This window comes from Dactylosporangium sp. NBC_01737 (assembly GCF_035963215.1).
GTDB lineage: Bacteria > Actinomycetota > Actinomycetes > Mycobacteriales > Micromonosporaceae > Dactylosporangium.
Genome location: NZ_CP109153.1, coordinates 124,221 through 149,843, shown reverse-complemented (window position 1 = coordinate 149,843; position 25,623 = coordinate 124,221). Strand labels below are relative to the sequence as shown.

Sequence of the window (25,623 nt, the reverse complement as noted above, 5' to 3'; positions counted from 1 at the left end):
GCCAGCATGCCCAGTCTGGGGAGAACGAGAACATGACCCCCGCCGATACAGCGCACCGCGCCACACAGAGCGACCTGTTCAAGAACCTCACCAAGGTCGGGTTCATCGGATACGGGCTGCTGCACCTCGCGCTCGCCTGGGTGGCGGCGCAGATCGCCTTCGGCCAGGGAGGGCAGGAGGGTGACCAGTCCGGTGCCTTCCAGAAGCTCGCGGAGCAGCCGTTCGGCAAGGTGCTGCTCTGGTTCACGCTGATCTGCCTGGTGGCGCTCGCCCTGTGGCAGGTCGCCCTCGCGATCTGGGGGCACCGTGACGTGCAGGGCAAGGAGCGGATCTGGGAACGGGTCGCCTCCGCCGCCCGCGTCGTGATCTACGCCGCACTGGCCTGGACCGCCGGCAAGGTCATCACCGGCGCGCCGTCGTCCAGCGCCGACCAGCAGGAGCAGGCCACCGCCGGGATCATGGCCAAGCCGGCCGGTGCGTGGCTCGTCGGGCTGATCGGCCTCGGTGTCCTCGCGTTCGGTGTCGGGATGCTCTGGTACGGCTGGAAGCGCAAGTTCGAGCGCAAGCTGACCTTCGGTGCGGCGGAGCCCAAGACCCGCAAGACGGCGGTCCGCGCCGGGCAGGTCGGCTACATCGCCAAGGGGGTCGCGTTCGGCATCGTCGGCGTCCTGCTGCTGCAGGCCGCGGTCACCAACGACCCGGCCAAGTCCCGCGGGCTGGACGCCGCGCTGCACACCCTCGCCGCCCAGCCGTACGGCAAGTTCCTGCTGCTCGCGGTGGCGATCGGCGTCGCGGCGTTCGGCGTGTACTGCTTCTTCCAGGCCCGGTACCGCAAGGTCGGCACGTGACGCAGCGCGCCGCCGTCATCGTCAACCCGTCCAAGGTCATCGACCTTGACGAACGGCGCAGGGAGATCTGCGATCTCCTCGCCGGGGCCGGCTGGCCCGAGCCGCTCTGGCTGACCACCACGCCCGAGGACCCCGGCTGCGGCATGGCCGTGCAGGCCGTCGACGCCGGCGTGGACGTGGTGCTCACCTGCGGCGGCGACGGCACCGTCATGGCGGTCGCCTCCGTGCTCGCCGGCACCGACGTGGCCCTGGCCCTGGTGCCGTCGGGCACCGGCAACCTGCTGGCCACCAACCTTGGCGTCACCCGCGACGTGCCGGCCGCCGTCGAGCTGGCGATCAACGGTGACCGGCGCCGCATCGACGTCGGCATCGTGGACGGCGCCGACACCAGCAGCGGGCACCCCGGCACGTTCACCGTCATGGCCGGGATGGGCTTCGACGCCGAGATGCTCGACGCCACCCCCGACACGATGAAGCGCCGGTTCGGCTGGCCCGCCTACGTCGTGTCCGGCCTGCGCACGCTGCGCCGCAAACGGGTACCGATGCGGATCCGGCTCGACGGCGGCAAGTGGCTGCGCCGCCGCGCCCGCACCGTGCTCGTCGCCAACGTGGGGCGGCTGCAGGGCGGGATCCCGCTCCTGCCGGACGCCCAGCCCGACGACGGCTGGCTGGACGTGGCGATCCTGACGCCCCGCGACATCACCGACTGGGTGAGGCTCGGGTGGGGCGTGATCATGCGCCGGGGTGACAGTCGGCAGCTGGAGACATTCCGGGCGAAGAAGGTCGAGGTGCACAGCGACCGGGAGCAGGCCCGCGAGCTCGACGGCGACGTCGTCGCGCCGGCCCGCATGCTCGTGGCGACGATCTCACCCGCCGCCCTCCTGCTCTGCGTGCCGCGGGCTACCCCTCCTCCTCCCGCCGTTTGAGGTCCTCCTCCCAGCGGCGTAGCAGCTCGGCGTCGTCGCGGGAGCGACTCGTGTCGATGCCGCGCAGGAACTCGGGGTCGTCGTCAGGTGCGACGGGCTTGGGCTGCCTGCGGCGCGAGCCGCCCGCCGGGGGCACCCCGGCGGGCTGCTCGGTCGCGAGCGGACGGCCCGCGAAGAACCAGGCGATGACGCCGACGACGGGTAGCAGCAGGATGACGAGACACCAGACGACCTTCGGTAGCCCCCGGACGTCGTCACGGTCCGTGGACAGGCAGTCGATCAACGCGACCAGCGTCGCGACCAGCACGATGAGAAAGGGCAGTGCACGTCCCATGGCGCCATCATGACGCAGCGAAGCGCCCTATGACACCAGCAGGAGGGTGCCCGTCACGCAGTACAGGAGGATGAGCGTGACGATGAGCGGCAAGGTACGGCGCACCGGGAGGGTGATCGAGCGGACCCGCATCCGGGTGAGGTGGATCGCGCCGGCCCACGTGAGACCGATGGCGGCGACCGCGGCCAGGGCGACCGGACGGGACGCCTGGAGCACGGCGAGCCTCGCCAGCAGCAGCGCCACCGCGGTGAACGACACGGTCGTGCGCCGCCACGACAGCACGGTGCGCTCCAGCTGCGTGTCCAGCGGGGCGTCGGGGGACGGGTTCACAGGAACGTCGCCACCAGCAGAGCGACCGCGCCGAGCGCGACGATGAGCGACAGGATGCCGGGGAAGCGCGACGGCGGCAGCGCCTCACCCAGCCGCATCGCCCGTTCGCTGCGGGCCCAGTGATCGATCGAGCGGATCGCGACCAGACCACCGAGCGCGAACAGCGACACCGCGATCACGACCCGCAACCGGTGCCCGGGCAGGAACTGCGCGACCGCGAGCCCGCCGCCGACCAGGGCGAGGGCGGTGCGCAGCCAGGCCAGGAAGGTGCGCTCGTTGGCCAGCGAGAAGCGGTAGTCGGGCGTGCTGCCGACGGATCGCACCTCGTGCGGATCGAACCAGCGTCGGATGATTGCCCACATCGACACCATTGTCAGACTCCCTAGGTACAGTCGCGGCCGATGCTGCGAACAACTCTCGCCGGGCTGCGTGCTCACAAGTTACGGCTGCTGCTGACCGCGACCGCCATCATGATCGGAGTCGGGTTCCTCGCCGGCACCCTGGTCTATGGCGACACGGCCAAGGCCGCCTTCTACGACGACCTTGCCCGGGCCGCGAAGAACGTCGACGTCTCCGTCGGCTCCTCCGGCTTCAGCGAGTCCGGCCAGCGCTTCGACCCCGGCATCGTGGAGGAGATCAAGGCCGTGCCCGGCGTGGCGCACGCCGACGGCCGGATGGCCGAGCGGCTGCCCATGCTCGACGACAAGGGCCGGCTGATCTCCTATCTGGGCCGGATCGGCTGGGCGCTGTCCACGCCCGGCGACGATCACCTGTCGATGTACGACATCGGCACCGGCAGGCAGCCGCAGCGCGCCGGCGAGATCGCGGTCGACGACACCACCGCCGGGATCTACGGCTTCGAGCTCGGCGAGCGGATCTCCGTGGTCGGTCCCGACCAGAAGCCGGTCGCGCTGACGCTGGTCGGCATCATGGACCTGGGCGCCAACAAGCGCTTCGCGGGCTTCACCGTCGCCGCGCTCACCCCCGCGGACATGCGGACGCTGACCGGCGCCGACGGCTACGCGCAGGTCGTCGTGTCCGCGCAGCCGGGCGTCTCGCAGGACGAGCTCGCCGGGCGGCTGGAGTCGGCCCTCGGCGGCCGGGCCTGGGTGAGCACGGGCGCGCAGCTGCGCGACGAATACGCGCAGGCCGCCGCCAAGTACGTCGACGGCTTCCTCATCGTGATCTTCGGCTTCGGGCTGATCGCCCTGGCGGTGTCGGTCTTCGTCATCTACAACACCTTCGCGATCCTGGTCGCCCAGCGGATCCGGGAGCTGGCGCTGCTGCGCTGCGTCGGGGCGTCCAAGGGGCAGCTGTTCGGCTCGGTGATCCTGGAGGCGGTCGTCGTCGGCGTCGTCGCCTCCCTCGGCGGCCTGCTCGTCAGCACCGTCGTCGGCGAGGGCCTGCTCATCGGCCGCAACACCGTCGGCAGCGGCGTGCGGGTCGACCGGCTGATCGTCGAGCCCCGCACCGTGCTGGTCGGCGTCTTCGCCGGCACGCTGTTCACGGTGATCGCGTCGCTGCTGCCGGCGGCCACCGCGAGCCGGATCCCGCCGATCGCCGCGCTGCGCACGACCGCCCTGTCGGAGGTCGCCCCTGGGCGCCGGCTGCTGCGCATCGCCCTCGCGGCGGTGCCGGCGGCCGCCGGTGGGCTGCTCATGCTCTACGGCACCACGGTGCCCGGGTTCGCCGGCGTGCCGATCGTGTTCCTCGGCGCGATCGCGGTCTTCACCGGCATCGTGATCGGGGCGCCGCTGATCGTGTCGCGGCTGACCGCCTGGGCGGGCTGGCTGCCGGCGAGGCTGTTCGGCGCGGCCGGCCGTCTCGCGGTCACCAACGCGCTGCGCAACCCGAAGCGCGTCGCGGCCACCACCAGCGCCCTCATGGTCGGGCTGGCGCTCATGAGCGTCTTCAGCGTGCTGCTGGCGACCGCGCGGGCCCAGGCGGAGCAGGAGCTCGACGAGAACTTCGCGGTCGACTACATCATCAGCGGCGTGTACACCCCGGGCGGGCAGAGCCGGAAGGTGCCGCTCGCGGTGACCGCGACCCTGCGCTCCCACCGCGAGCTCGCCGCGGTCGCCGGCGCCCGCAGCCGCGAGGGCGACGTCGACGGCCGGTACACCGAGATCTGGTCGATGGAGCCGGGCGCGCTCGACACCCTCCTGCGCCCCGAGATCACCGCCGGCTCCGCCGGCGCGCTCAAGCCCGGCACGGTCGCCCTCAACCGGTTCTTCGCCGACGAGATCGGCGCCCGGGTCGGCTCCGAGGTGCGGGTGCGCTCGCTGACGCTGACCGTCGCCGCGCTCTACGACGACGCCCCGACCGACGGCCAGGCGCTGCTGGACTGGAGCGACTACTCGTCCGCGTTCGGCCCCGGCGACCCCGACCAGGTGCTGGTCAAGGCCGCGGAGGGGGTCGCGCCGCAGGACTCGCGGGCCGCGGTCGACGCCGCGCTCGTCCAGGCGCCGCTCACCCAGGTCAGCAGCCAGGCCGAGTGGCGGGCCCGGATCACCGGCTCCCTCGACGAGCAGCTCGGCGTGTTCTCCGCGCTGCTGGGCATGTCGATCGTGATCGGCCTGACCGGCATCGCCAACACCCTGGCCCTGTCGGTGCTGGAGCGCACCCGGGAGTCGGCGCTGCTGCGGGCGCTCGGGCTGTCGCGCGGGCAGCTGCGGGGGATGCTGGTGCTCGAGGCGATGCTCATGGCCTTCGTCGGCGCGGTCGTCGGCGTCGGCTTCGGCGTGCTCGTCGGCGTGTCCGCGTCGGTCGGCCTGATCCGGCAGTTCGGGCACGGGCACCCCGTCGTGCCGTACGGCCAGCTGCTGCTCTACGTCGTCCTCGCCGCCGTGGCCGGCGCGGTCGCGGCCGTTCTCCCCGCCCGCCGCGCCGCCCGCACCGAGGTGGCGGCGGTGATGGTCGACGACTAGACGGGCATGTGCCAGAGCTCGCGGATCGTCTCGGTCACGCAGTGCTCGCGTGGGCGGCCGCAGGTGCACAGATGTCCGTCCGGTTCCTCACAACGGCGGTGTGTGACCTTTTCCGCAGCGTGTTGTGCCACCGCCGCGGAGAGCGGCCGCGCGGGCTCGAAGAGTCCGGTTTTCTGTGACATATCCCCCACCCCCGGCTTCAGGGTGAACCGTCGGGTGACAGTTTTCACCGCGCTCGCCAACCTACTGTCGAGTAACATCCGGGAGGCGAACCTGTTACCGCCTGAGCTGAGCCGTAACGTGGGGCGCAAGTGGGCCGCGACGGCGCGGCGACTGTCAAGCAGGAGGACCTCGGACCGCGATGAAAATCGTCGTACTCGTCAAGCAGGTGCCGGACTCCGGCGCGGATCGCAACCTGCGCAGTGACGACAACACCGTCGACCGCGCGTCGGCCAGCAATGTGATCAACGAGATGGACGAATACGCGATCGAGGAGGCGCTACGCCTCCAGGAGGCGCACGGCGGCGAGGTGGTCATCCTGACCGTCGGACCCGACCGCGCCACCGAGTCGATCCGCAAGGCCCTGTCGATGGGCCCCGACTCCGCCGTCCACGTCGTCGACGACGCGCTGCACGGCTCGTGCGCCGTCGGCACCTCGAAGGTCCTCGCGGCCGCCATCGCCCGGCAGGAGGCCGACCTGGTCATCTGCGGAGCGGAGTCGACCGACGGCCGGGTGCAGGTGATGCCGCACATGATCGCCGAGCGGCTGGGCATCGCGGCGCTCACCGGCGCCCGCAAGCTCACCGTCGAGGGCGCCTCGCTCACCATCGAGCGGCAGACCGATGAGGGCTACGAGGTCGTCACCGCCTCGACCCCGGCACTGGTCAGCGTGTGGGACACGATCAACGACCCGCGCTACCCGTCGTTCAAGGGCATCATGGCGGCCAAGAAGAAGCCGCTGGAGACCCTGTCGCTGGGCGACCTGGGCGTCGCCGCGGGCGAGGTCGGCTTCGACGGCGCGACCAGCACCGTGGTCGAGCACAGCAAGCGGCCGCCCCGCCAGGCCGGCAACAAGATCGACGCGGGTGACGACGGCGGCAGCAAGCTCGTCGAATACCTGGCCTCCGAGAAGTTCGTCTAAGGGAGTTCGAAACCATGGCTGAAGTACTGGTCGTCGTCGAGGCCTCCCAGGGTGCCGCCAAGAAGGTCACCCTCGAGATGCTGACCCTGGCCCGGACGCTCGGCGACGTCTCCGCCGTCGTGCTGGGCGGCTCGGCTGCGGCGCTCGCCGACAAGCTCGGCGAGTTCGGCGCCTCGAAGATCTACGCCGCCGAGGGCGAGGACCTCGACGGCTACCTGGTGGCCCCCAAGGCCACCGTCCTCGCGTCGCTGATCCAGCGCGTGTCGCCCGCCGCGGTCCTCATCGCCTCCAGCCAGGAGGGCAAGGAGATCGCCGGCCGGGTCGCCGTCAAGCTCGACAACGGGCTGCTCACCGACGTCGTCTCCCTGGACGCCGACGGTGTCGGCACGCAGGTCGTCTTCGCCGGCTCGACCATCGTGAAGTCGAAGGTCAGCAAGGGCCTGCCGATCGTCACGGTCCGGCCCAACTCGCTCACGCCCACCCCGGCCCCGGCCACCCCGTCGGTCGAGCAGGTCGAGGTCGCGCTGACCGACAAGGACAAGCTGGCCAAGGTCGTGGAGCGCAAGGTCGAGGCGAAGGGCGCCCGTCCCGAGCTGGCAGAGGCCTCGATCGTCGTGTCCGGCGGCCGCGGTGTCGGCAGCGCCGACAACTTCAAGCTGGTCGAGGAGCTCGCCGACCTGCTCGGCGGCGCCGTCGGCGCGTCCCGCGCGGCGGTCGACTCGGGCTTCTACCCGCACCAGTTCCAGGTCGGGCAGACCGGCAAGACGGTGTCCCCGCAGCTGTACGTGGCGCTGGGCATCTCCGGCGCCATCCAGCACCGGGCCGGCATGCAGACGTCGAAGACGATCGTCGCGGTCAACAAGGACCCCGAGGCGCCGATCTTCGAGCTGGCCGACTTCGGCGTGGTCGGCGACCTGTTCAAGGTCGTCCCGCAGGCCGCCGAGGAGATCCGCAAGCGCAAGTAGCCCCACCCGCGAATACAGAAGGCCGCCCCCACCGGGCGGCCTTCTGCCGTCTCCGGCGGCGTGCCGCGCCCGTTTCCGGCGGCGGACCCTGCGCGTTCCGGCAGCGGGCCGCGCGTTACGGCAGGACGCCGCGCAGCAGGCTCCTGCCGGAGTGGGTGGCGTCGCCGTCGTGCGGCTCGGCGGAGATGTCGACGATGTTGAACCTGCTCAGGTCGAGGGTCCCCGGCACGGTGAGCTCCTGGTCGGCCTTGACGCCCATCACGCCCAGCGGCTGCATCCGCAGGCCGGGGCCCTGCAGGCTGGTCGAGTCCAGCAGCCACGCCTCGTAGTCGCCGTCGGCCTGGCTGGGCATGCCCTCCGCGTGGACGTGCAGCTTGCGCTCCCCGTCGACGGTCACCAGGCAGGCATACCCGCCCGCCCCGGCCGGTGCGCCCGGCAGCGCCTCCAGCGACACCCTGGGCGAGCCGGCGGGGCAGGACGCGACGGTGTCCCGCGGCTCGTCCCGCAGGACCAGCGCCGTGCCGGCCGCGGCCGCGACCGCCGCCACCACGGCCGCCGCGGCGGCGATGCCGGCGGTGACGCCCCAGCCGGGACGCCGCCCGGCCGTGCGTCGGGCGGCCCGCCGCCGGTCGAGCTCGTCCGCGGGGCGCGCGGCGGGCACCCGTACCGAATCCGCTGCCGGAACCGGGGCAGCCGGCGGGTCGGTGTGCAGGGTCACCGCCGGTGGGGGCGTGGCCCGGTCGGTCGCCGCCAGCTCCGCCCGGATCCGCTGCCACACGTGCTCCGGTGGCGGCGGCAGCTCGCGCAGCCGCTGGGTCTGGCGGCCGAGGCCGGCCACGTCACGCAGCTCGTCCATCTCGGTGCGGCAGCGCCCGCACGTGTCGAGGTGGCCGGTCTCATGCTGGTCGAGGGTCTCCTCACCGAGCGCCAGAAGCACCAGCCGCTCGGGCTCCAAATGTGACACCGTCCACCTCCCATCGACTGCGTAGTCTCGCCATCCCGCGCCGCAGGTGACTCTTCACCGTGCCCAGCGGCAGGCCCGTGACCGCCGCGATCTGCGGATGGGTCAGGTCGTCGTAGAACGCCAGCTCCAGCACCCGCCGCTGCTCGCCGGGCAGCTGGGCCATCTCGTCGGCGACGACCAGGCGGTCGATGACCCGGTCCGGTGGCGCCTCGACCTCACCGGCGGGCGTGAGCCGGCGGACCGAGTCGGTGATCCGCTCGTCGCGGGCCTTGGCGCGGATCTGGTCGACGACCTTGCGACGGGCGATCCCGAGCAGCCAGCCGAGCATCGACCCGCGGGCCGGGTCGAAGCCCTCCCGGCCGAGCCACGCCGCGACGAACGTCGCCTGGGTGACGTCCTCGGCGTCGGTCGTGCTGGCCAGTCCACGGGCGGCGAGGTGGAACACGGCCGGCCCGTAACGCTCATACGCCAGCCGCAGCGCACGCTCGTCACCGGCGCGGAACAGATCCGTGAAGCCGTCGTCGCCGTCGCTCGGGTGCTCGACGCTTGCCGAGCTCACCGTGGTTGCCGCCATCGCACAGGCACGTCCTGAAGCTATCGCATCTCAAAGGGGACTTCCGCATACGTGTTCGGCGCGGACGGGTCCTCCGGATGCACTTCGTGGCCATTTCCACTCCGCGCATCCGCCCGGCCGGCGACCGGCGAAACCCTGGCCGTCACTCCATCAAGACGCCGTCGCCTCCCAAGGACGCCGTCGCTCATCCAGACAGGGAGCACCCCCAGATGCGCATTCGCAGGACGCTTGCCGGGCTCGCCGTCGTGGCCGCCGCCACGGTCGGCGCCGGTGCCCTGGCCGCGACCCCCGCGCACGCGGCCGGGCCGTCGAAGGTCTCGGTCGTGCACGGCATCCCCGGCCAGCCCGTCGACGTCTACGTCAACGGTGCCAAGACGCTCACCAACTTCCAGCCCTCCACGGTCGCCGGGCCGCTCGACCTGGCCGCCGGCAAGTACGACATCGTGATCGTCAAACCGGGCGACCCGGTGACCAGCCCGATCATCAAGGTCGACCAGGCCGCGGTGCCCGCGGACGCCAACATCACCCTGGTGGCCCACCTGACCGCCGACGGCAAGCCGACGCTCACCCCGTTCGTCAACGACGTGACCAAGGTCGCCGCCGGCAAGGCCCGCCTGGTCGTGCGGCACACGGCGGCGGCGCCCGCGGTCGACGTGCGCGCCGGCGGCCAGCCCGTGTTCAAGGCCCTCACCAACCCGAACGAGGCCAAGGCCGACATCGCCGCCGGCACCGTCAGCGCCGACGTCGTCCTCGCCGGCACCACCACCGTGGCGATCCCCGCGGCGAGCCTGGCCCTCGCCGAGGGCACCTCGACCATCGTCTACGCGGTGGGCTCCGCCGAGGGCAAGACGCTCGGGGTGGTCGCGCAGAAGATCGAAGGACTGCACTCGACCCCGGGTGGCGTGCCCAGTGGCACCGGTGGGCTGCTCGAGCAGCGCACGCCGTGGGTCTGGTACGCCGTCGCCTCCGCCGCCCTGATCGTCCTCGCGGGTGGCGGGGCGGTCGCCGCCCGTCGCCGGGTCCGGGTCTGATGCACGGTTCGTCCTTGACGGGTGCGCCCCGGGACCACGGTCCCGGGGCACGCCTCGTACCGGTGGCGGCGTTCATGCTCTTCGCTCTTGCGGGCTGCTCGGGTGACCCGGCGCCGAGCGTCGGCGGTGCGGCCGCCTCCGCGCTGGCGAGCCCTTCCGTGCCGGCGTCCGGCGGGGTGCCGGTGCAGGCCGGCGCGCTGCCGAGCGCCGCGGCGGCCGTCGCGCCGGCCCAGTTGAAGATCGGCCGGTTGGGCCTGACCGCCCGGGTCGACGCGGTCGGCATCGACGCCGCAACGGGTGACTTCGCGGTCCCGCCGAGCATCGACGAGGTCGGCTGGTACCGGTTCGGCCCCGGGCTGGAGGCGACCGCCGGCTCGATCGTGATCGCCGGGCACGTCGACAGCGCCGAGCAGGGCAAGGGTGCGTTTTTCAGACTGCGCGAATTGACTCCCGGCGATGCGGTGACCGTCACCGGCAGTGACGGCACGCCTCGGGTGTTCACGGTCGTGGCCAGGGAGATCTTCGCCAAGACCGCCGTTCCGCTGGAGCGGTACTTCGCCAGGGACGGTGCCGTACGGCTCACGTTGATCACGTGCGGTGGCCCGTTTGACGCCCGGACCCGCCATTACCGTGACAACGTGGTGATCACCGCGCAACCGGCAGCGCGGTAAGGAGCGGGTGGCCGTTAGGCTTGGGCCCGATGTCGTACCTCGACCACGCCGCTACCACGCCGATGCTCCCGGAGGCGCTCGACGCCTTCGTCGCCGCCGCGCGTGCAGTCGGCAACGCCTCGTCGCTGCACGCTCCCGGCCGCCAGGCCCGCCGCCGGGTGGAGGAGTCGCGCGAGCAGATCGCCGCCGCGCTCGCCGCCCGACCGTCCGAGGTCATCTTCACCGGCGGTGGCACCGAGAGCGACAACCTGGCCGCCAAGGGCCTCTACTGGGCCCGGCGGGCCCGGGACCCGCGCCGCAACCGCGTCGTGGCGAGCTCCGTGGAGCACCACGCGGTCCTCGACGCGGTCACCTGGCTGGAGCGGCACGAGGGCGCGGCGGTGACCTGGCTGCCCGTCGACGGCGCCGGCCGGGTCTCGGCCGCCGCCTTCGCCGAGGCCCTCGCCGGTGACGATGTGGCGGTCGCCACCGTCATGTGGGCCAACAACGAGGTCGGCACGATCCAGCCGGTCGCGGAGCTGGCGGCGCTCGCCGCCGCGGCCGGGGTGCCGTTCCACACCGACGCGGTGCAGGCCGTGGGGCAGATCCCCGTCGACTTCGCCGCCAGCGGCGCGGCCGCGCTCACCGTCAGCGGGCACAAGCTCGGCGGCCCGATCGGTGTCGGCGCGCTTTTGCTCGGCCGGGAGGTCGAGTGCACGCCGCTGCTGCACGGCGGCGGCCAGGAGCGCGACGTGCGCTCCGGCACCCTCGACGTGCCCGGGATCGTCGCCCTCGCCGTGGCGGTCGAGCTGTCGGTCAAGACCCAGCGGGAGACCGCCGAGCGGATCGGGCGGCTGCGCGACGACCTCGTCACACGGGTCCGCGACGCGGTGCCCGGCGCGATCCTCAACGGCGACCCGTCGGACCGGCTGCCCGGCAACGCGCACTTCTCGTTCCCGGGCTGCGAGGGCGACGCGCTGCTGCTCCTGCTCGACGCCCAGGGCATCGCCTGCTCGACCGGTTCGGCCTGCTCGGCGGGGGTGGCGCAGCCCTCGCACGTGCTGATCGCGATGGGCGCCGGCGACGCGGAGGCGCGCTCGTCGCTGCGCTTCACGCTCGGGCACACGTCGACCGCCGACGATGTCGACGCGCTCGTGGCGGCGCTGCCGGGCGCCGTGGAGCGGGCGCGGCGGGCGGGCGCGGTCAAGTCCCGTTGAACCAACCGGTTTCCGGGTGGAGCTAGGCTTCTGCTGTGAGAGTGCTGGCGGCGATGTCTGGTGGGGTCGACTCGGCGGTCGCGGCCGCCCGGGCGGCCGAGGCCGGTCACGACGTGACCGGGGTCCACCTTGCTCTGGCCCGCAACCCGCAGACGTATCGCAGCGGCGCCCGCGGCTGCTGCACCCTGGAGGACGCCCGCGACGCGCGGCGCGCCGCCGACGTGATCGGCATCCCGTTCTACGTGTGGGACATGGCCGAGCAGTTCCACGAGTCCGTGGTCGACGACTTCGTCGCGGAGTACGCGGCCGGCCGCACGCCCAACCCGTGCCTGCGGTGCAACGAGAAGATCAAGTTCGAGGCGGTGCTGGACCGCGCCGTCGCCCTCGGCTTCGACGCCGTCGTCACCGGCCACCACGCCCGGCTCGGCGCCGACGGGCTGCTGCGCCGCAGCGTCGACTACGGCAAGGACCAGTCCTACGTCCTCGCGGTCCTGACCGCCGCGCAGCTGTCCCGGGCGATGTTCCCCCTCGGCGACTCGACCAAGGCCGCCGTCCGCGCGGAGGCCTCCGCGCGCGGACTCGCGGTGGCGGACAAGCCGGACAGCCACGACATCTGCTTCATCGCCGACGGCGACACCCGCAAGTTCCTCGCCGACCGGCTGGGCTCCCAGCCCGGCGACATCGTCGAGGCGACCACCGGAGCGGTCATCGGGCAGCATGCGGGGGCATATGCGTACACCGTGGGCCAGCGACGAGGACTCGACCTGCGGGTCGCGGCGCCCGATCGCAACCCTCGCTACGTGCTCTCGATCACGCCGGCCACCAACACGGTGACGGTGGGGCCGTCCTCCGCGCTGGAGGTGTCCACGGTCGTCGGGGTGCGGCCCATCTGGCACGTGCCCGGCGCTTCGGTCGAGTGTTCCGTCCAGCTGCGGGCGCATGGCTCCGTGTTCCCGGCGTCGGTGTCGTTCGACGGTTCGTCGCTGACCGCCTCGCTGGCCTCGCCGGCGCGCGGGGTCGCCGCCGGGCAGGCAATTGTCTGCTACCAGCCTTCACCTTCGGGGGACATCGTGCTCGGTTCGGCCACCATTTCGGAAACCTCATGACTTTTCCCTGGCCGGTGGGGTCTGCCACCGGGATCGGCTCCATGCCCGGCACCGACATCGCCGAGGCGCAGCGGATCGTGCTCGGCGAGCTGCCCGACCTGCCGTATCTGCCGGAGCTGCCCGCCCGCGGTCCCGGCGCCGACATGATCGGCCGGGGCGGCGCGCTGCTGACCGAGCTGCCCATCGAGCTGTATGCGGGTCGCTGGCGGGTTGCCTCCAGCCCCGGCCACGACCTGCGGGTCGCCCGCGACTTCCTCGACCGCGACCTCGACACGATGACCGAGCAGGCCTCGGAGTTCGCCGGCGTGTTCAAGATCCAGGTGCCGGGGCCGTGGACCCTGGCCGCCTCGCTGCAGCTGCCGATCGGCGGCGCGCTCCTGCGGGACCACGGCGCCGCACGCGACCTCGCCGCGTCCCTCGCCGACGGGGTCCGCGCGCACGTCGCGTCGGTGCGGGCCCGGCTGCCCCTGGCCACGATCCTGCTCCAGGTCGACGAGCCGTCCCTGCCCGCGGTCCTGGCCGGCCGGGTGCCGTCCGAGAGCGGGTACGCCACGCTGCGCTCCGTCTCCCCGTCGGTGGCCCGCGACGCGCTCGCGACGGTCTTCTCCGCGGCCTCCGACGTGCCCGTCGTCGCGCACTGCTGCGCCCCTGACGTGCCCTTCTCGCTGCTGCGGGAGGCGGGCGCCATGGCGGTCGCGCTGGACCTGTCGCTGCTGTCCGATCTGGACGCGCTCGGGGAGCAGGTCGATGCCGGCATGGGCGTCTTCGCCGGTGTGTCCGGTCCGTCGCCGGCGGGGGTTGTCCGGGATCTTTGGCGCAAGCTGGGCTTCCCGCTCACCTCGCTCGCGGTGCAGGTCGTCGTCACGCCGCCGTGCGGGCTCTCGGTGCCGCCGGTGCCGGTGTTCCGCGCCCTGCGCGACGCCGGCCGGCGGCTCACCGATGATCTCTAGCGGTTTCTGTCGTACCCGGGCGGTAAATTCGTGGCATGAGTGACGCAGGGACCGAGCCCACCCTCGAAGCGCGTGAGCGGCACACGGAGCTGGCCCGCGAGCTGGACGAGCATCAGTATCGGTATTACATCCTGCAGTCCCCGGCCGTCGACGACTCGATCTACGACCGGCTCATGCGCGAGCTGGAGGCGATCGAGGCCGAGTTCCCGGCCCTGGTCACGCCCGACTCGCCCAGCCAGCGCGTCGGCGGCACCTTCTCCACCGACTTCGCCGCCGTCCAGCACGCCGAGCGCATGCTCAGCCTCGACAACGCGCTCGACGACGACGAGCTCGCCGCGTGGGTGCAGCGCACCGAGCGCGACGCCGGCAGCCAGCCGCGCTACCTGTGCGAGCTGAAGATCGACGGCCTCGCCATCAACCTCACCTATGAGCGCGGCCGCCTGGTCCGCGCCGCCACCCGCGGCGACGGCCGCACCGGCGAGGACGTCACGCTCAACGTGCGCACCATCGCCGACATCCCGGAGCGCCTCGCCGGCACCGACGTGCCCGACCTGCTCGAGGTCCGCGGCGAGGTGTTCTTCACCCTCGCCGGCTTCGAGGAGGTCAACGCCGCACAGGTCGCCGCCGCCGAGCGCCCCTTCGCCAACCCGCGCAACGCGGCCAGCGGCAGCCTGCGCCAGAAGGACCCGCGCGTCACCGCGTCCCGCCCGATGCGCATGCTGGTCCACGGCTTCGGTGCCCGGGAGGGGTTCAACCCCGCGAGCCAGTCCGAGGCCTATGAGCTGATGCACGCCTGGGGGCTGCCGACCTCGCCCCGCTGGAAGGTCTTCGACGACGTCGCCGGCGTGCGCGCCTACATCGCCGACTATGGCAAGCGCCGCCACAGCCTCGAGCACGAGATCGACGGCGTCGTCGTCAAGGTCGACCAGATGTCCATCCAGCGCCGCCTCGGCTCCACCAGCAAGGCACCCCGCTGGGCGATCGCCTTCAAATATCCGCCCGAGGAGGCGATGACCAAGCTCGTCGGCATCGAGGTCAACGTCGGCCGCACCGGCCGCGTCACCCCGTTCGCCGTCATGGAGCCCGTCTTCGTCGGCGGCGCCACTGTCACGCAGGCCACCCTCCACAACGCGCAGGAGGTCGTCCGCAAGGGCGTCCTCATCGGCGACACCGTCGTCATCCGCCGCGCCGGCGACGTCATCCCCGAGGTCCTCGGCCCCGTCGCCGACCGCCGCGACGGCACCGAGGTCCCCTTCGTCATGCCGACCCACTGCCCCTCCTGCGGCACGTCCCTCGCGCCGGAGAAGGACAGCGACGTCGACATCCGCTGTCCCAACGCCCGCCTCTGCCCCGCCCAGCTCCGCGAGCGCCTCTTCGCCCTCGCCAGCCGCAGCGCCCTGGACATCGAGGCGCTCGGCTCGAAGTCCGCCGCCGCCCTGCTCGAGTCCGTCATCACCAACGAGGCCGAGCTCTTCGACATCGACGCCGACAAGCTCGCCAAGGCCCCGTTCTTCGTCAACAAGGACGGCTCGCTCAGCAGCACCGCCCACCAACTGCTCGCCAACCTCCAGGAGGTCAAGCAGCGCCCCCTCTGGCGCATCCTGGTCGCCCTGTCCATCCGCCACGTCGGCCCGACCGCCGCCCAGGCCATGAGCAACTCCATCGGCTCGATGCAGACCATCGCCAACGCCACCCCGGAAGAGCTCGCCGCGGTCGAGGGCGTCGGCCCCACCATCGCCCGCGCCGTCCACGACTGGTTCGCCGTCGACTGGCACCGCGACGTCGTCGAGCGCTGGGCCGCCGCCGGCGTCCGCATGGTCGAGGACCAGATCGCCTCAGGCCCCCGCCCCCTCGACGGCATCACCGTCGTGGTCACCGGCTCCCTCGAGCGCTTCTCCCGCGACCAGGCCACCGAGGCCATCACCTCCCGCGGCGGCAAGGTCTCCGGCTCCGTGTCGAAGAAGACCCACTTCGTCGTCGTCGGCGAGTCCCCGGGCTCCAAGGCCGACAAGGCCGCCACCCTGAAGGTCCCCATCCTCGACGAGCCCGCCTTCGAGGTCCTCCTCACCGAGGGCCCTGACGCTGCCCGCGCTCTCGCCCGGCCCACCGACCCGCCCGCAGGCCAGCCCACCGCCGAGCCTGCCGACCAGCCCACCGCCTAGCTCGCCGGGGTCGTCGCGCCGCCCGCTCACCTGCCCAGTCCCAGTCGGCGTGGCCGTCACCGGCTCGCCCCGCCGTCGGCTCGCCCGGCCACCGGTTTGCTCCGTCACCTGGGTTGCCGGGCCGTGGGTTGCCGGACCGTTCGGGTGTCTGGGGCCACGGCGTCGTTATGCCACGGCCGTCTGCTCACTGGGCGCTGCCCGGCGGGCGCGTTGCCGGTTCCGGGCTGCTCGCCCGTGTCGCCGTTTGAGCTGGACGTGGGTTCCGCGCTGCCGAGCCAGCCGAGAGGGTTCCGCGCTGCCAAGTTGGCCGAGCGTTCCGCGACGTCGAGTCGGCCGTTCCGCAAGTCGCATGGGTGTTTCGGCCACTTGCCGTGCGGGGTGGTTTTGCACCCCCGTCCTGCGTGACCGTCGAGGCCGTGCCGGGCAACCGTCCCCGGGAGCCCCGCCTGCCCTGCCCCGACGATGATCGAAGGCGAGCACCGGCCGTGTCGATGACCAGGGCCGTCCTTCGATCACGCAGACAAGATCGAATCTGCGGTCATGCCGGTATGGATTGACGGGCAGAGCGGCCACCTGCATGATCCACTACCGGGGTGGGGGAAGCCGTAGCGGTGAAGAGAAAGGCGCGAGGCGATACGTGCTTTCCGTCAGGAAAGCATTGCGGAAGGTGACCGGAAAGACGTTACGGAACGAACGGGAATCGCTACGCAGTAGTGATGTCTGCGGACGACTGGGTGGTAAAAGTCGCCCGGTCGGACGAATGGCGGGCGTTTTGTGCATCGATTCAGCATCCTTTCCGGTTTTGGCGGCGGTTCAGGGTGCAGGCTCGCAGAGCGTCACGACGGAGTGGTCGGCGGCACCCGAAGCGGGGGAGTGGATGGAGCAGAGCGCGCTGCGCAACATCGCGCCGCCTCGGCACGCTCATCGGTTCTTCGCGTACGTGGCGGTGGTGGTCGGGGCAGGGGCGGTGCTGCTGGCGGTACACCTGCCCGGAGGATTCCCGCAGAGCCTGCCGGCGGCGTTCTGGGTGCTCGCGGGATGCGCCGTGGTCGCCGACACCAAGCCGTTCGTGCAGGTGGGACGGGATGACGTGCTGCTCACGTTCCCGTCGGTGTGTTTCACGTTCGCGATCATGCTGGAGTTCGGGTTCGCGCCCGCGGTGCTGGTGCAGCTGGCGGCGGTGGCGATCACGGCGGGCTGGTTGCGGCACACGGTGTGGCGGGCGGCGTTCAACGCGGCGCAGTACTTCGTCTCGTTCGCGGTGGCGGATGTGATCGTCAGGCGGTCGCATCACGTCGGCTGGATCGTGGCGGCGGCGGTGGCGTGGTTCGTGGTCAACAACCTGCTCGTGTCGACCGCGGTGTGGCTGCGGTTCGGCGAGGGGTGGCGGGCGCGGTTCGTGCACGCGGTCAGGATGGACGCGCTGGCCACCGGTGCATTGCTGCTGTCGGCGCCGGGGCTGGTCGCGACCGCGAAGGTGGACGTGCTGCTGATTCCATTGGCGTTGGTGACGTTGTACGCGGTACGCAGGATGACCGCCCTCTCGGCGCAGCGGGCCCTCGAAGCGCGGCGGGATCCGCTGACGGGGCTGGCGAACCGGCAGGGGCTGGAGCGGGCCGTCGCCCGCCGGCTGCAGGAGCACGCGGAGCGGGCGGCCAACCAGGAGGCCTCGCGGCGACTGGCGTTGCTGCTGCTGGACCTCGACGGGTTCAAGCAGGTCAACGACTCGCTCGGGCACAGGGTCGGCGACCGGCTGCTGGTCGAGGTGTCGCGGCGGCTGAAGGAGCGGGCGGACGCCGAGGTCGGGCGGCTCGGTGGCGACGAGTTCGCGATCGTCGTGCCGCACCTGCACGACGTCGCCGACGCGAAAGCGCACGCGGAGGCGATCATGGACGTGTTGCGGGAGCCGGTGCTGCTGGACGGGTTGCCGATCGACGTGGGCGGGTCGGTGGGTGTCGCGGTGTACCCGGAGCACGGCACCGACTTCGAGGAGCTCATGCAGCACGCGGACGTCGCCATGTACGACGCGAAGGGCCGCGGCGACAACCTCGCGGTGTACGCGCCCGAGGCGGACCACAACTCCCCGGAGCGGCTCAGCCTGCTGGCCGACCTGCGCAAGGCGCTCGAAACGCAGCAGGACAGCGGCGTCGCGCTGTACTACCAGCCGCAGGTGGAGCTGGCGACCGGCGACGTCGTGGGGCTGGAGGCGCTGCTGCGGTGGCAGCACCCGCAGCGGGGGCTGGTCGACCCGGAGGAGCTGATCAAGGTCGCCGAGCACAGCTCGGTGATGCGGCTGCTCACGTTCCGGGTCATCGACGACGTGATCGACCAGCTCGCCGCCTGGGGTGAGGCCGCCGGGCGGGTGCGGGTCGCTGTCAACGTGAGTGTCCGGGACCTGCACACCGGCGAGATCGCCGACCGGATCGCGGCGAAGCTGCGGCAGACGGGGATCGAGCCGGAGCGGCTGGAGCTGGAGATCACCGAGAGCGCGCTGATGGCCGATCCGCGGCGGGTGCTCGCGACCCTGGCCAGGCTGGAGCGGCTCGGGATCGCGATCGCGCTGGACGACTTCGGCACCGGGTACTCCTCGATGCTGCACCTGCGCCGGCTGCCGCTCAAAGAGGTGAAGATCGACCGGTCGTTCGTGCTGGGGGTGGCGACGGACCCCGACGACGCCGCGATCGTGCGGTCGATGATCGACCTGGCGCGGGCGCTCGGACTGCGCATCGTGGCCGAGGGCGTGGAGGACGAACGCACCTGGCGGATGCTGGTCGAGGCGGGCTGTGACCTGGCCCAGGGCTGGTACTTCGCCCGGCCGATGCCACCGGAGCGGCTCCTGGACTGGCTGACGCGCCACCGGCGGTCGACCGTCGCGCACAGCACCTGAGCCCGACGTGCAGGCCGCCGCACAGCACCTGAGCCCGATGTGCAGGCCGCCGCACAGCACCTGAGCCCGATGTGCAGGCCGCCGCGCACAGCGACCGACACGGACGAAATAGACTGCGTCGAGCCGACTGTTGAAGGAGCATTGCGCCCATGGCCACCATTTCCCGCGAAGAGGTGGCGCATCTCGCGCGCCTCGCGCGGCTTGCAGTCACCGATGACGAGCTCGACACCTTCGCCGGGCAGCTTGACGTGATCCTGCAGGCCGTTGCCCAGGTGGGCGAGGTCGCCGCGGTTGACGTGCCGCCGACGTCGCACTCCGTCCCGCTGACCAACGTGTTCCGCGACGACGTCGTCGTGCCGGGGCTGACGCGTGACGAGGCGCTCTCCGGTGCGCCCGACGCCGAGGACAACCGCTTCCGCGTCCCGCGGATTCTGGACGAGGAGGCCTGAGCATGGCTGACGTGACGAAGCTGACGGCGGCCGAGCTCGGTCGCCGACTCGCCGCCAGGGACGTGTCCGCGGTCGAGGTCGCCACCGCCCACCTGGACCGCATCGCCGCGGTCGAGGGCAAGGTCCACGCGTTCCTGCACGTCGACCGCGACGGCGCGCTCGCCGACGCGAAGAAGATCGACGACGCCCGCGCGAAGGGCGAGGAGGTCGGTCCGCTCGCCGGGGTACCGATCGCGGTCAAGGACGTGATCACCACCAAGGGTGTGCCGACCACCGCCGGGTCCAAGATCCTGGAGGGGTGGCGCCCGCCGTATGACGCGACGATCACCACCCGCCTGCGGGAGGCCGGGCTGGTGATGCTCGGCAAGACCAACATGGACGAGTTCGCGATGGGCTCCTCCACCGAGTACTCGGCCTACGGCCCCACGTACAACCCGTGGGACACCAGCCGCATCCCCGGCGGGTCCGGCGGTGGCTCGGCCGCCGCGGTCGCCGCGTATGAGGCGCCGCTGGCCATCGGCACCGACACCGGCGGCTCGATCCGCCAGCCGGCCGCGGTCACCGGCACCGTCGGCGCGAAGCCGACCTACGGCGGCACGTCGCGCTACGGGCTGATCGCCTTCTCGAGCTCGCTGGACACGCCCGGGCCGTGCGCCCGGACCGTCGAGGACGCGGCGCTGCTGCACGCGATCATCGGCGGGCACGACCCGCGGGACTCGACGTCGATCCCGCAGCCGGTGCCCGACGTCGTTGCCGCGGCCCGCCTCGGCGCGACCGGTGACCTCAGCGGGGTCCGGCTCGGCCTGGTCCGGGAGTTCGCCGGTGACGGCGCCGAGCCCGGCGTCGCCGCCGCCTACCGTGAGTCGGTCGACGCGCTGGTCAAGCTGGGTGCCGAGGTCGTCGAGGTGTCGTGCCCGAGCTTCAAGTTCGCGCTGCCGGCCTACTACCTGATCGCGCCGAGCGAGTGCTCGTCCAACCTGGCCCGCTTCGACGGGGTCCGGTTCGGGCTGCGCAGCGGCGACGACGGCAAGCACTCCCTCGAAGAGGTGATGCAGCTGACCCGTGAGGAGGGCTTCGGCCCCGAAGTCAAGCGCCGGATCATCCTGGGCACCTACGCGCTGTCGGCGGGTTACTACGACGCCTACTACGGGCAGGCGCAGAAGGTGCGGACCCTGATCACCAGGGACTTCCAGAAGGCGTTCGAGGTCGCGGACGTGCTGGTCGCGCCGACCACGCCGTTCGTGGCGTTCCCGCTCGGGTCACGCACGTCGGATCCGTACCAGATGTATCTCGCGGACCTGTACACGATCCCGTCGAACCTCTACGGCGGGCCCGCGATCTCGGTGCCGGCCGGACTGTCCGAGGGGCTGCCGGTGGGGCTGCAGATCATGGCGCCGACGATGGCCGACGACCGGATGTACCGGGTCGCCGCGGCCCTCGAGTCGGCGCTGCCGCCGCTCACCCCGCCCGCGCTCTAGGCACGTTGATGGGGCGGTTCCCGCACGAACCGCCCCACGTCAACGAGGGTCAGCCGCGGCTGCCCTGACGCCACGAGAACGGGCCGGGCAGGTCGACGCGGTTCTTCTTGCTCCGCGAGTTCCAGGACCAGGGGCCCAGCTTGAAGCTCCAGGAAGAGAACCCTTCCTGGGTGAAGTGGAAAATGAACGGGCCGAACTTCTTGCTCTTCCGAAACTGCACCGGCATGGCGTTCTCCTCTCCAGGTGAACTGTTGATACCCAATGCCGCGCGTGGATACACCAGAGGCTGAAAGTAGGCGTTAGATGAGCACCGTGACCCAGCTGTCGTATGACGAGGCGGTGGCCCGCTTCGAGCCGGTCATCGGCCTGGAGACGCACGTCGAGCTCGGCACCAACACCAAGATGTTCTGCGGCTGCCCGACCGAGTTCGGCGCCGAACCCAACACCCAGGTCTGCCCGGTCTGTCTCGGGCTGCCCGGCGCGCTGCCGGTGGCGAACCGCGCCGCGATCGAGGCGACGATCCGGATCGGGCTCGCGCTCAACTGCTCGATCGCGCCGTGGGGGCGCTTCGCGCGCAAGAACTACTTCTACCCGGACATGCCGAAGAACTTCCAGATCAGCCAGTACGACGAGCCGCTGTGCGTGGACGGGTATCTCGACGTCGACGTGGACGGCGAGCTCGTGCGCATCGGCATCGAGCGGGTCCACCTGGAGGAGGACACCGGCAAGTCGCTGCACGTGGGCGGCTCGACCGGCCGGATCCACGGCGCCACGGAGTCCCTCGTGGACTACAACCGGGCCGGCATCCCCCTCGTCGAGATCGTGACCAAGCCCGTGCCCGGCACGGGCGCCCGGGCGCCGCAGATCGCGAAGGCCTATGTCACGGAGCTGCGCGACGTCATCCGGTCGCTGGGTGTGTCCGATGTACGGATGGAGCAGGGCTCGATGCGCTGCGACGTCAACACCTCGCTGAACCGGCCCGGTGCGGAGTGGGGCACGCGGACCGAGACGAAGAACGTCAACTCGCTGCGCAGCGTCGAGCGGGCCGTCCGCTCCGAGATCATCCGGCAGGCGGGGGTCCTGGAGGGCGGCGGCACGATCACGCAGGAGACGCGGCACTTCCACGAGAACACCGGCGAGACCACGTCGGGCCGCAGCAAGGAGACGGCGACCGACTACCGGTACTTCCCGGAGCCGGACCTCGTCCCGCTCGCCCCGGCGGCGGACTGGATCGCCGAGCTCAAGGCCGCGCTGCCCGAGCTGCCGCGGATCCGCCGTCAGCGCCAGCAGGCCGACTGGGGCTTCTCCGACCTCGACATGCAGTCGGTGCTCAACGCCGGCGCGTGGGAGCTGATCGAGGCGACGGTCGCCGCCGGTACCACCGCAGCCGCCGCACGCAAATGGTGGCTGGGGGAGCTGGCCCGGCACGCGAACGAGACCGACACCGAGCTCGACGCGCTCGGCGTGAGCCCGGCCGCGGTCGCGCAGCTGCAGCAGCTCGTCGACGCCGGCAAGATCAACGACAAGCTGGCCCGGGTGGTGCTCGAAGGTGTTATCGCCGGTGAGGGCACGCCCGCCGAGGTCGTCGCGGCACGGGGCCTGGAGGTCGTCTCCGACGAGGGCGCGCTGACGAAGGCGGTCGACGAGGCCATCGCGGCCAACCCCGACATCGCCGCGAAGATCCGCGAGGGCAAGGTCGCCGCGGCCGGCGCGCTGGTCGGCGCGGTCATGAAGGCCACCGGCGGCAAGGCGGACGCGAAGACCGTCCGCGAGCTGGTCATCGCCCGCTTGTCGTAACGGAAGGGCTCACCGACGTCGACGACGGCGCCGGCACCACGGAGACCGATGGTGCCGGCGCCGCCTTGTCCGCGGTCACGATGTGCCGCTGCAGCGCCACCTCGGTCAGGCCCGTCCCGCCGACCTGGATGTCGTCGTACGCGGTGAGGCGCCGGTCCTCGTCGAAATACAGGATCGACAACGCGAGCGGCAGCGGCTTGGCGCTCTCCAGGCCGCGCAGCCCGGCGCCACCCGTCGAACCCTCGACCATCAGCAGCGTGCGCTCCGGCTGCTGCGCCACCGGCGACGCGGCGTCGGACGGCAGCACGACCGGCGCGCTCGGGTCGAGCCGCGTGATGGAGCGCGCGTGCCGGTGCCCGGCCAGGACGAGAGGGCAGATCCCGGCCAGCGGCTGTGCCGCCACCGGGTCGTGCACCATGGCGACGTCGACGGGCTTCGGGCTGGACAGGATCTTCTCGGCGAGCCGCTCACCGGACGTGACGACGGCGGTGTGCTGCTCGGCGTCGGTGGTGTCGGTCGACTTGTCCGGGGTGAACCGCGGGTCGCCGATCCCGGCGAACGTCAGCCCCTCGACCGTGGCGATCGAGTTGTCGAGCACGATCGCGTTGGGCTGCTTCGCGACCGCCGCGGCGGTGACCGCCGAGTCGTGGTTGCCGCGGACGTACAGGTACGGCACCCGCAGCCGGCTGATCTCCCCGACGTAGGAGGACTCCGGCTCGCTGCCCCAGTCGTTGATGTCGCCGGTGTCCACGACGATGTCGACGTCGAACTGGTCCGCGACGGTGCGCACCACGCCCCACGCCGCCGGGTTGAGGTGCATGTCGGAGATGTGCAGCACCTTCGTCGCGCTGGTGTTCGGCTCGTACACCGGCAGCGCGGAGATCGTGCCGTACAGCTTGGAGACGTTCAGGACGATCTTCTGCAGCTGCGCCCGGTACTCCTCGTAGCGGTCGGAGATCCGGCGGGCGTCACCGATGATCGCGGGCGCGTTGACCAGCAGCCCGCGGTACGTCGGCTCCTGGATCGCGGCGGGCTTGAACGACAGCGCGGTCGCGCCGCCGACCGAGGCGAGCACCGCCACGACCACCAGGCCGCCGATCGCGGTCTCGCGCCGGGCCCGGAACGTCAGCCCGACGAGGATCATCGCGCCGAGCAGGCCGGAGCCCGCGGTCTGCAGCGCCAGCCGGCGCACGCCCAGGTTGAGCTGGTCGACGGCGTCGTGGCTGACCTGCTCCAGGTTGCCGCCGTCGGCGACGACCGCCCTGGTCCGGGCCTCGTCCAGGGACTCCAGGCGGATCTGCAGGTGGGCAGGGCCGTCGTGGCTGTCCAGTTCGAGGGAGCCCAGCGGCGGGATCTCCACCGACGTGTCGCCGCGCAGCGACGGTGTCAGCGACAGCTGCGCCTGGAACGGGCCGATGTCCTGGGTCGTGTGCCCGCCGAGCTGGACGCCGATGAGCATGCCGATGATCGCGACGACACCGAGCAGGACGCCGTGCAGTACCCGCTTCGTGCGCCGCCAGCCCGCGCCGGTGCGCTTGAGGCCCGGTCGGAACGGATGGTGGCGCCGCCCGGCGGCCATCACGACCGCCCGGCGCTGGACCCGGCGGGCGGCCACCGCGGCCCGCCGGCGGAACGGCGAGGTCAACTCTTGCCGGCCCCGCCGACGTTGCTGATCACGATCTGCAGGAGCTTGTCATCCTCGGGCTTCGGGTTGCCCCGGCCGTCCTTGTTGGACGTGGAGACCCAGATGCTGTTGTCCGGTGCCGCCACCGCCGCCCGCAGCCGCCCGTGCGCGTCCTTCAGCAGCGGGCTCGGTGCCCCGAAGATCCCACCCTGGTCGGTGAGCTGCATCACGTACAGCCGGGCGCCCTTGAGGCACGACGTCACGAGGAACCCTTCGATGTACGCCAGGCCGGAGCACGAGGCCTCGGACGTCTTCCACACCTGGATGGGGTCGACGAACTTCGGGTCGCCGCCCTTGCCCTCGTAGGTCGGCCAGCCGTAGTTCTTGCCCGCCTCGATCACGTTGATCTCGTCCCATTCGCCCGAGCCGAACTCCACGGCGTACAGCCGCTTGCTCTTGTCCCAGGCGAACCCTTGCACGTTGCGATGTCCGTAGCTGTACACAGTGGTTCCGAACGGGTTACCGGGGGCCGGCTTGCCGTCGGGCTGGATGCGCAGGATCTTCCCGCCGAGGCTGTTGAGGTCCGGCGCGTTCTCCGGCTTCGCCGCGTCGCCGGTCGACACGTACAGCAGGCCGTCAGGCCCGAAGTGCAGCTGGCCGCCGTTGTGGTTCGACGACTTCGGGATGCCGGTCAGGATCGGGGTGGGCGGCGAGCCGAGGACGAGCTTCGCGACCCGGTTGTCGTCCTTGGCGGTGTAGTAGATGAACACCGTCTTGTCGGTGTCGTACGCCGGAGACACCGCGATGCCCATCAGCCCGCCCTCGCCACCGGGCACGACCTCGTCGACCGTCTGCACGGTCGCCACCGCCAGGCCGTCGGGACCGGACTCCTTGCCGACCTTCAGGATCTTCTTGCTGTCACGCTCGGTGACCAGCGCGGAACCGTCCGGCAGGAACGCGACGGCCCACGGCACGGCGAGGCCCTTGGCGAGCACCTTCGTGGTGACCTGTGTCTGACCGCCGTCCTCCTCGCCGCCCGAGGTCGACGCGCTCGGATACGGCGACAGCTTCGGCGGCGAGCCCAGCTCGTCGGGGGGCGGCGGGCCGAACGAGCAGCCCGCGAGGGCCAGCATCGCCGCGGCGGCCGCCATCAGGGTCTTCGCGGCCGTCAGGCTTCTCGGGTGCGTCCGGGCGCTCACCCGGCCAAGACTAGCGTTGCCGGACATCATCTTCCTTTCAACCTTTGTCGGTGGGGTGGCGTCT

Annotated in this window: 23 protein-coding genes; 15 read left to right on the top strand and 8 right to left on the bottom strand. The window is 71.8% G+C overall.

Annotated elements, in window-relative coordinates; all coding sequences use genetic code 11:
- Positions 1–32: 32 nt before the first annotated feature.
- A complete protein-coding gene (locus tag OHA72_RS00750) occupies positions 33–848 on the top strand; it encodes a DUF1206 domain-containing protein (protein WP_327005929.1) in 816 nt (271 codons plus the stop codon).
- Positions 845–1,774 carry a diacylglycerol/lipid kinase family protein gene (locus tag OHA72_RS00745; protein WP_327005928.1) on the top strand — a complete coding sequence of 310 codons (930 nt, stop codon included), beginning with the start codon at positions 845–847 and terminating at the stop codon, positions 1,772–1,774. Before OHA72_RS00750 ends, OHA72_RS00745 begins: the two co-directional genes overlap by 4 nt.
- Here the strand turns inward: OHA72_RS00745 and OHA72_RS00740 are convergent.
- Genes OHA72_RS00740 through OHA72_RS00730 form a run of 3 tightly spaced genes read right to left on the bottom strand, consistent with a single transcriptional unit; the run spans position 1,749 to position 2,800 of the window.
- The gene (locus OHA72_RS00740) at positions 1,749–2,108 is read right to left on the bottom strand and encodes a PLD nuclease N-terminal domain-containing protein (RefSeq protein WP_327005927.1); all 360 of its coding nucleotides are present in this window, start codon (positions 2,106–2,108) and stop codon (positions 1,749–1,751) included. The genes OHA72_RS00745 and OHA72_RS00740 overlap by 26 nt on opposite strands.
- A 27-nt stretch (positions 2,109–2,135) precedes the next feature.
- Complete coding sequence (locus tag OHA72_RS00735) at positions 2,136–2,438, bottom strand: DUF202 domain-containing protein (RefSeq protein ID WP_327005926.1); 303 nt, start codon at positions 2,436–2,438, stop codon at positions 2,136–2,138.
- A complete protein-coding gene (locus OHA72_RS00730; RefSeq protein WP_327005925.1) occupies positions 2,435–2,800 on the bottom strand; it encodes a YidH family protein in 366 nt (121 codons plus the stop codon). Before OHA72_RS00730 ends, OHA72_RS00735 begins: the two co-directional genes overlap by 4 nt.
- A gap of 39 nt (positions 2,801–2,839) precedes the next feature.
- Between OHA72_RS00730 and OHA72_RS00725 the strand changes: the two genes are divergently transcribed.
- The 3 genes from OHA72_RS00725 to OHA72_RS00715 all read left to right on the top strand — a co-directional run bounded on the left by OHA72_RS00725 (position 2,840) and on the right by OHA72_RS00715 (position 7,471).
- Entirely contained in the window at positions 2,840–5,365 is a 2,526-nt protein-coding gene (locus OHA72_RS00725; RefSeq protein WP_327005924.1) for an ABC transporter permease, read from the top strand.
- 361 nt (positions 5,366–5,726) lie between these two features.
- Entirely contained in the window at positions 5,727–6,506 is a 780-nt protein-coding gene (locus tag OHA72_RS00720; RefSeq protein ID WP_327005923.1) for an electron transfer flavoprotein subunit beta/FixA family protein, read from the top strand.
- Positions 6,507–6,520: 14 nt separating this feature from the next.
- Positions 6,521–7,471, top strand: a complete 951-nt coding sequence (locus OHA72_RS00715) for an electron transfer flavoprotein subunit alpha/FixB family protein (protein ID WP_327005922.1) — start codon at positions 6,521–6,523, stop codon at positions 7,469–7,471.
- A gap of 115 nt (positions 7,472–7,586) precedes the next feature.
- On the opposite strand, the gene OHA72_RS00710 is transcribed toward OHA72_RS00715, so the two are convergent.
- The gene (locus tag OHA72_RS00710) at positions 7,587–8,435 is read right to left on the bottom strand and encodes an anti-sigma factor (protein WP_327005921.1); all 849 of its coding nucleotides are present in this window, start codon (positions 8,433–8,435) and stop codon (positions 7,587–7,589) included.
- Entirely contained in the window at positions 8,389–9,009 is a 621-nt protein-coding gene (locus tag OHA72_RS00705) for an RNA polymerase sigma factor (RefSeq protein WP_327005920.1), read from the bottom strand. Before OHA72_RS00705 ends, OHA72_RS00710 begins: the two co-directional genes overlap by 47 nt.
- Positions 9,010–9,218: 209 nt before the next feature.
- Between OHA72_RS00705 and OHA72_RS00700 the strand changes: the two genes are divergently transcribed.
- The 9 genes from OHA72_RS00700 (at position 9,219) to gatA (ending at position 20,939) form a co-directional block, all read left to right on the top strand.
- The gene (locus tag OHA72_RS00700) at positions 9,219–10,040 is read left to right on the top strand and encodes a DUF4397 domain-containing protein (RefSeq protein ID WP_327005919.1); all 822 of its coding nucleotides are present in this window, start codon (positions 9,219–9,221) and stop codon (positions 10,038–10,040) included.
- A gap of 74 nt (positions 10,041–10,114) precedes the next feature.
- Positions 10,115–10,711, top strand: coding sequence for a class F sortase (locus OHA72_RS00695; protein ID WP_327005918.1), 597 nt, complete (start codon positions 10,115–10,117; stop codon positions 10,709–10,711).
- A 29-nt stretch (positions 10,712–10,740) separates the two neighbouring features.
- A complete protein-coding gene (locus OHA72_RS00690) occupies positions 10,741–11,907 on the top strand; it encodes a cysteine desulfurase family protein (RefSeq protein ID WP_327005917.1) in 1,167 nt (388 codons plus the stop codon).
- Between the two features lie 35 nt (positions 11,908–11,942).
- The gene (mnmA, locus tag OHA72_RS00685) at positions 11,943–13,013 is read left to right on the top strand and encodes a tRNA 2-thiouridine(34) synthase MnmA (protein WP_327005916.1); all 1,071 of its coding nucleotides are present in this window, start codon (positions 11,943–11,945) and stop codon (positions 13,011–13,013) included.
- On the top strand, positions 13,010–13,963 hold the full coding sequence (locus OHA72_RS00680) for a uroporphyrinogen decarboxylase/cobalamine-independent methonine synthase family protein (RefSeq protein WP_327005915.1): 954 nt from the start codon (positions 13,010–13,012) through the stop codon (positions 13,961–13,963). The genes mnmA and OHA72_RS00680 overlap by 4 nt, the downstream gene beginning before the upstream one ends.
- Positions 13,964–13,998: 35 nt before the next feature.
- Entirely contained in the window at positions 13,999–16,125 is a 2,127-nt protein-coding gene (gene ligA, locus OHA72_RS00675) for an NAD-dependent DNA ligase LigA (protein ID WP_327005914.1), read from the top strand.
- Positions 16,126–17,002: 877 nt separating this feature from the next.
- Entirely contained in the window at positions 17,003–19,012 is a 2,010-nt protein-coding gene (locus OHA72_RS00670; RefSeq protein ID WP_327011956.1) for a putative bifunctional diguanylate cyclase/phosphodiesterase, read from the top strand.
- A 149-nt stretch (positions 19,013–19,161) separates the two neighbouring features.
- Entirely contained in the window at positions 19,162–19,461 is a 300-nt protein-coding gene (gene gatC / locus OHA72_RS00665; protein ID WP_203846342.1) for an Asp-tRNA(Asn)/Glu-tRNA(Gln) amidotransferase subunit GatC, read from the top strand.
- A gap of 2 nt (positions 19,462–19,463) precedes the next feature.
- A complete protein-coding gene (gene gatA, locus OHA72_RS00660; protein WP_327005913.1) occupies positions 19,464–20,939 on the top strand; it encodes an Asp-tRNA(Asn)/Glu-tRNA(Gln) amidotransferase subunit GatA in 1,476 nt (491 codons plus the stop codon).
- Positions 20,940–20,988: 49 nt separating this feature from the next.
- Here gatA and OHA72_RS00655 read toward each other — a convergent pair whose 3' ends face one another.
- Positions 20,989–21,165, bottom strand: a complete 177-nt coding sequence (locus tag OHA72_RS00655; protein ID WP_327005912.1) for a DUF4236 domain-containing protein — start codon at positions 21,163–21,165, stop codon at positions 20,989–20,991.
- Between the two features lie 77 nt (positions 21,166–21,242).
- On the opposite strand from OHA72_RS00655, the gene gatB reads away from it, so the two are divergent.
- On the top strand, positions 21,243–22,736 hold the full coding sequence (gene gatB / locus OHA72_RS00650; RefSeq protein ID WP_327005911.1) for an Asp-tRNA(Asn)/Glu-tRNA(Gln) amidotransferase subunit GatB: 1,494 nt from the start codon (positions 21,243–21,245) through the stop codon (positions 22,734–22,736).
- Here the strand turns inward: gatB and OHA72_RS00645 are convergent.
- Positions 22,717–24,381 carry a metallophosphoesterase family protein gene (locus tag OHA72_RS00645; RefSeq protein WP_327005910.1) on the bottom strand — a complete coding sequence of 555 codons (1,665 nt, stop codon included), beginning with the start codon at positions 24,379–24,381 and terminating at the stop codon, positions 22,717–22,719. The genes gatB and OHA72_RS00645 overlap by 20 nt on opposite strands.
- Complete coding sequence (locus tag OHA72_RS00640; RefSeq protein ID WP_442788482.1) at positions 24,378–25,559, bottom strand: PQQ-dependent sugar dehydrogenase; 1,182 nt, start codon at positions 25,557–25,559, stop codon at positions 24,378–24,380. The genes OHA72_RS00645 and OHA72_RS00640 overlap by 4 nt, the downstream gene beginning before the upstream one ends.
- Positions 25,560–25,623: the final 64 nt, after the last annotated feature.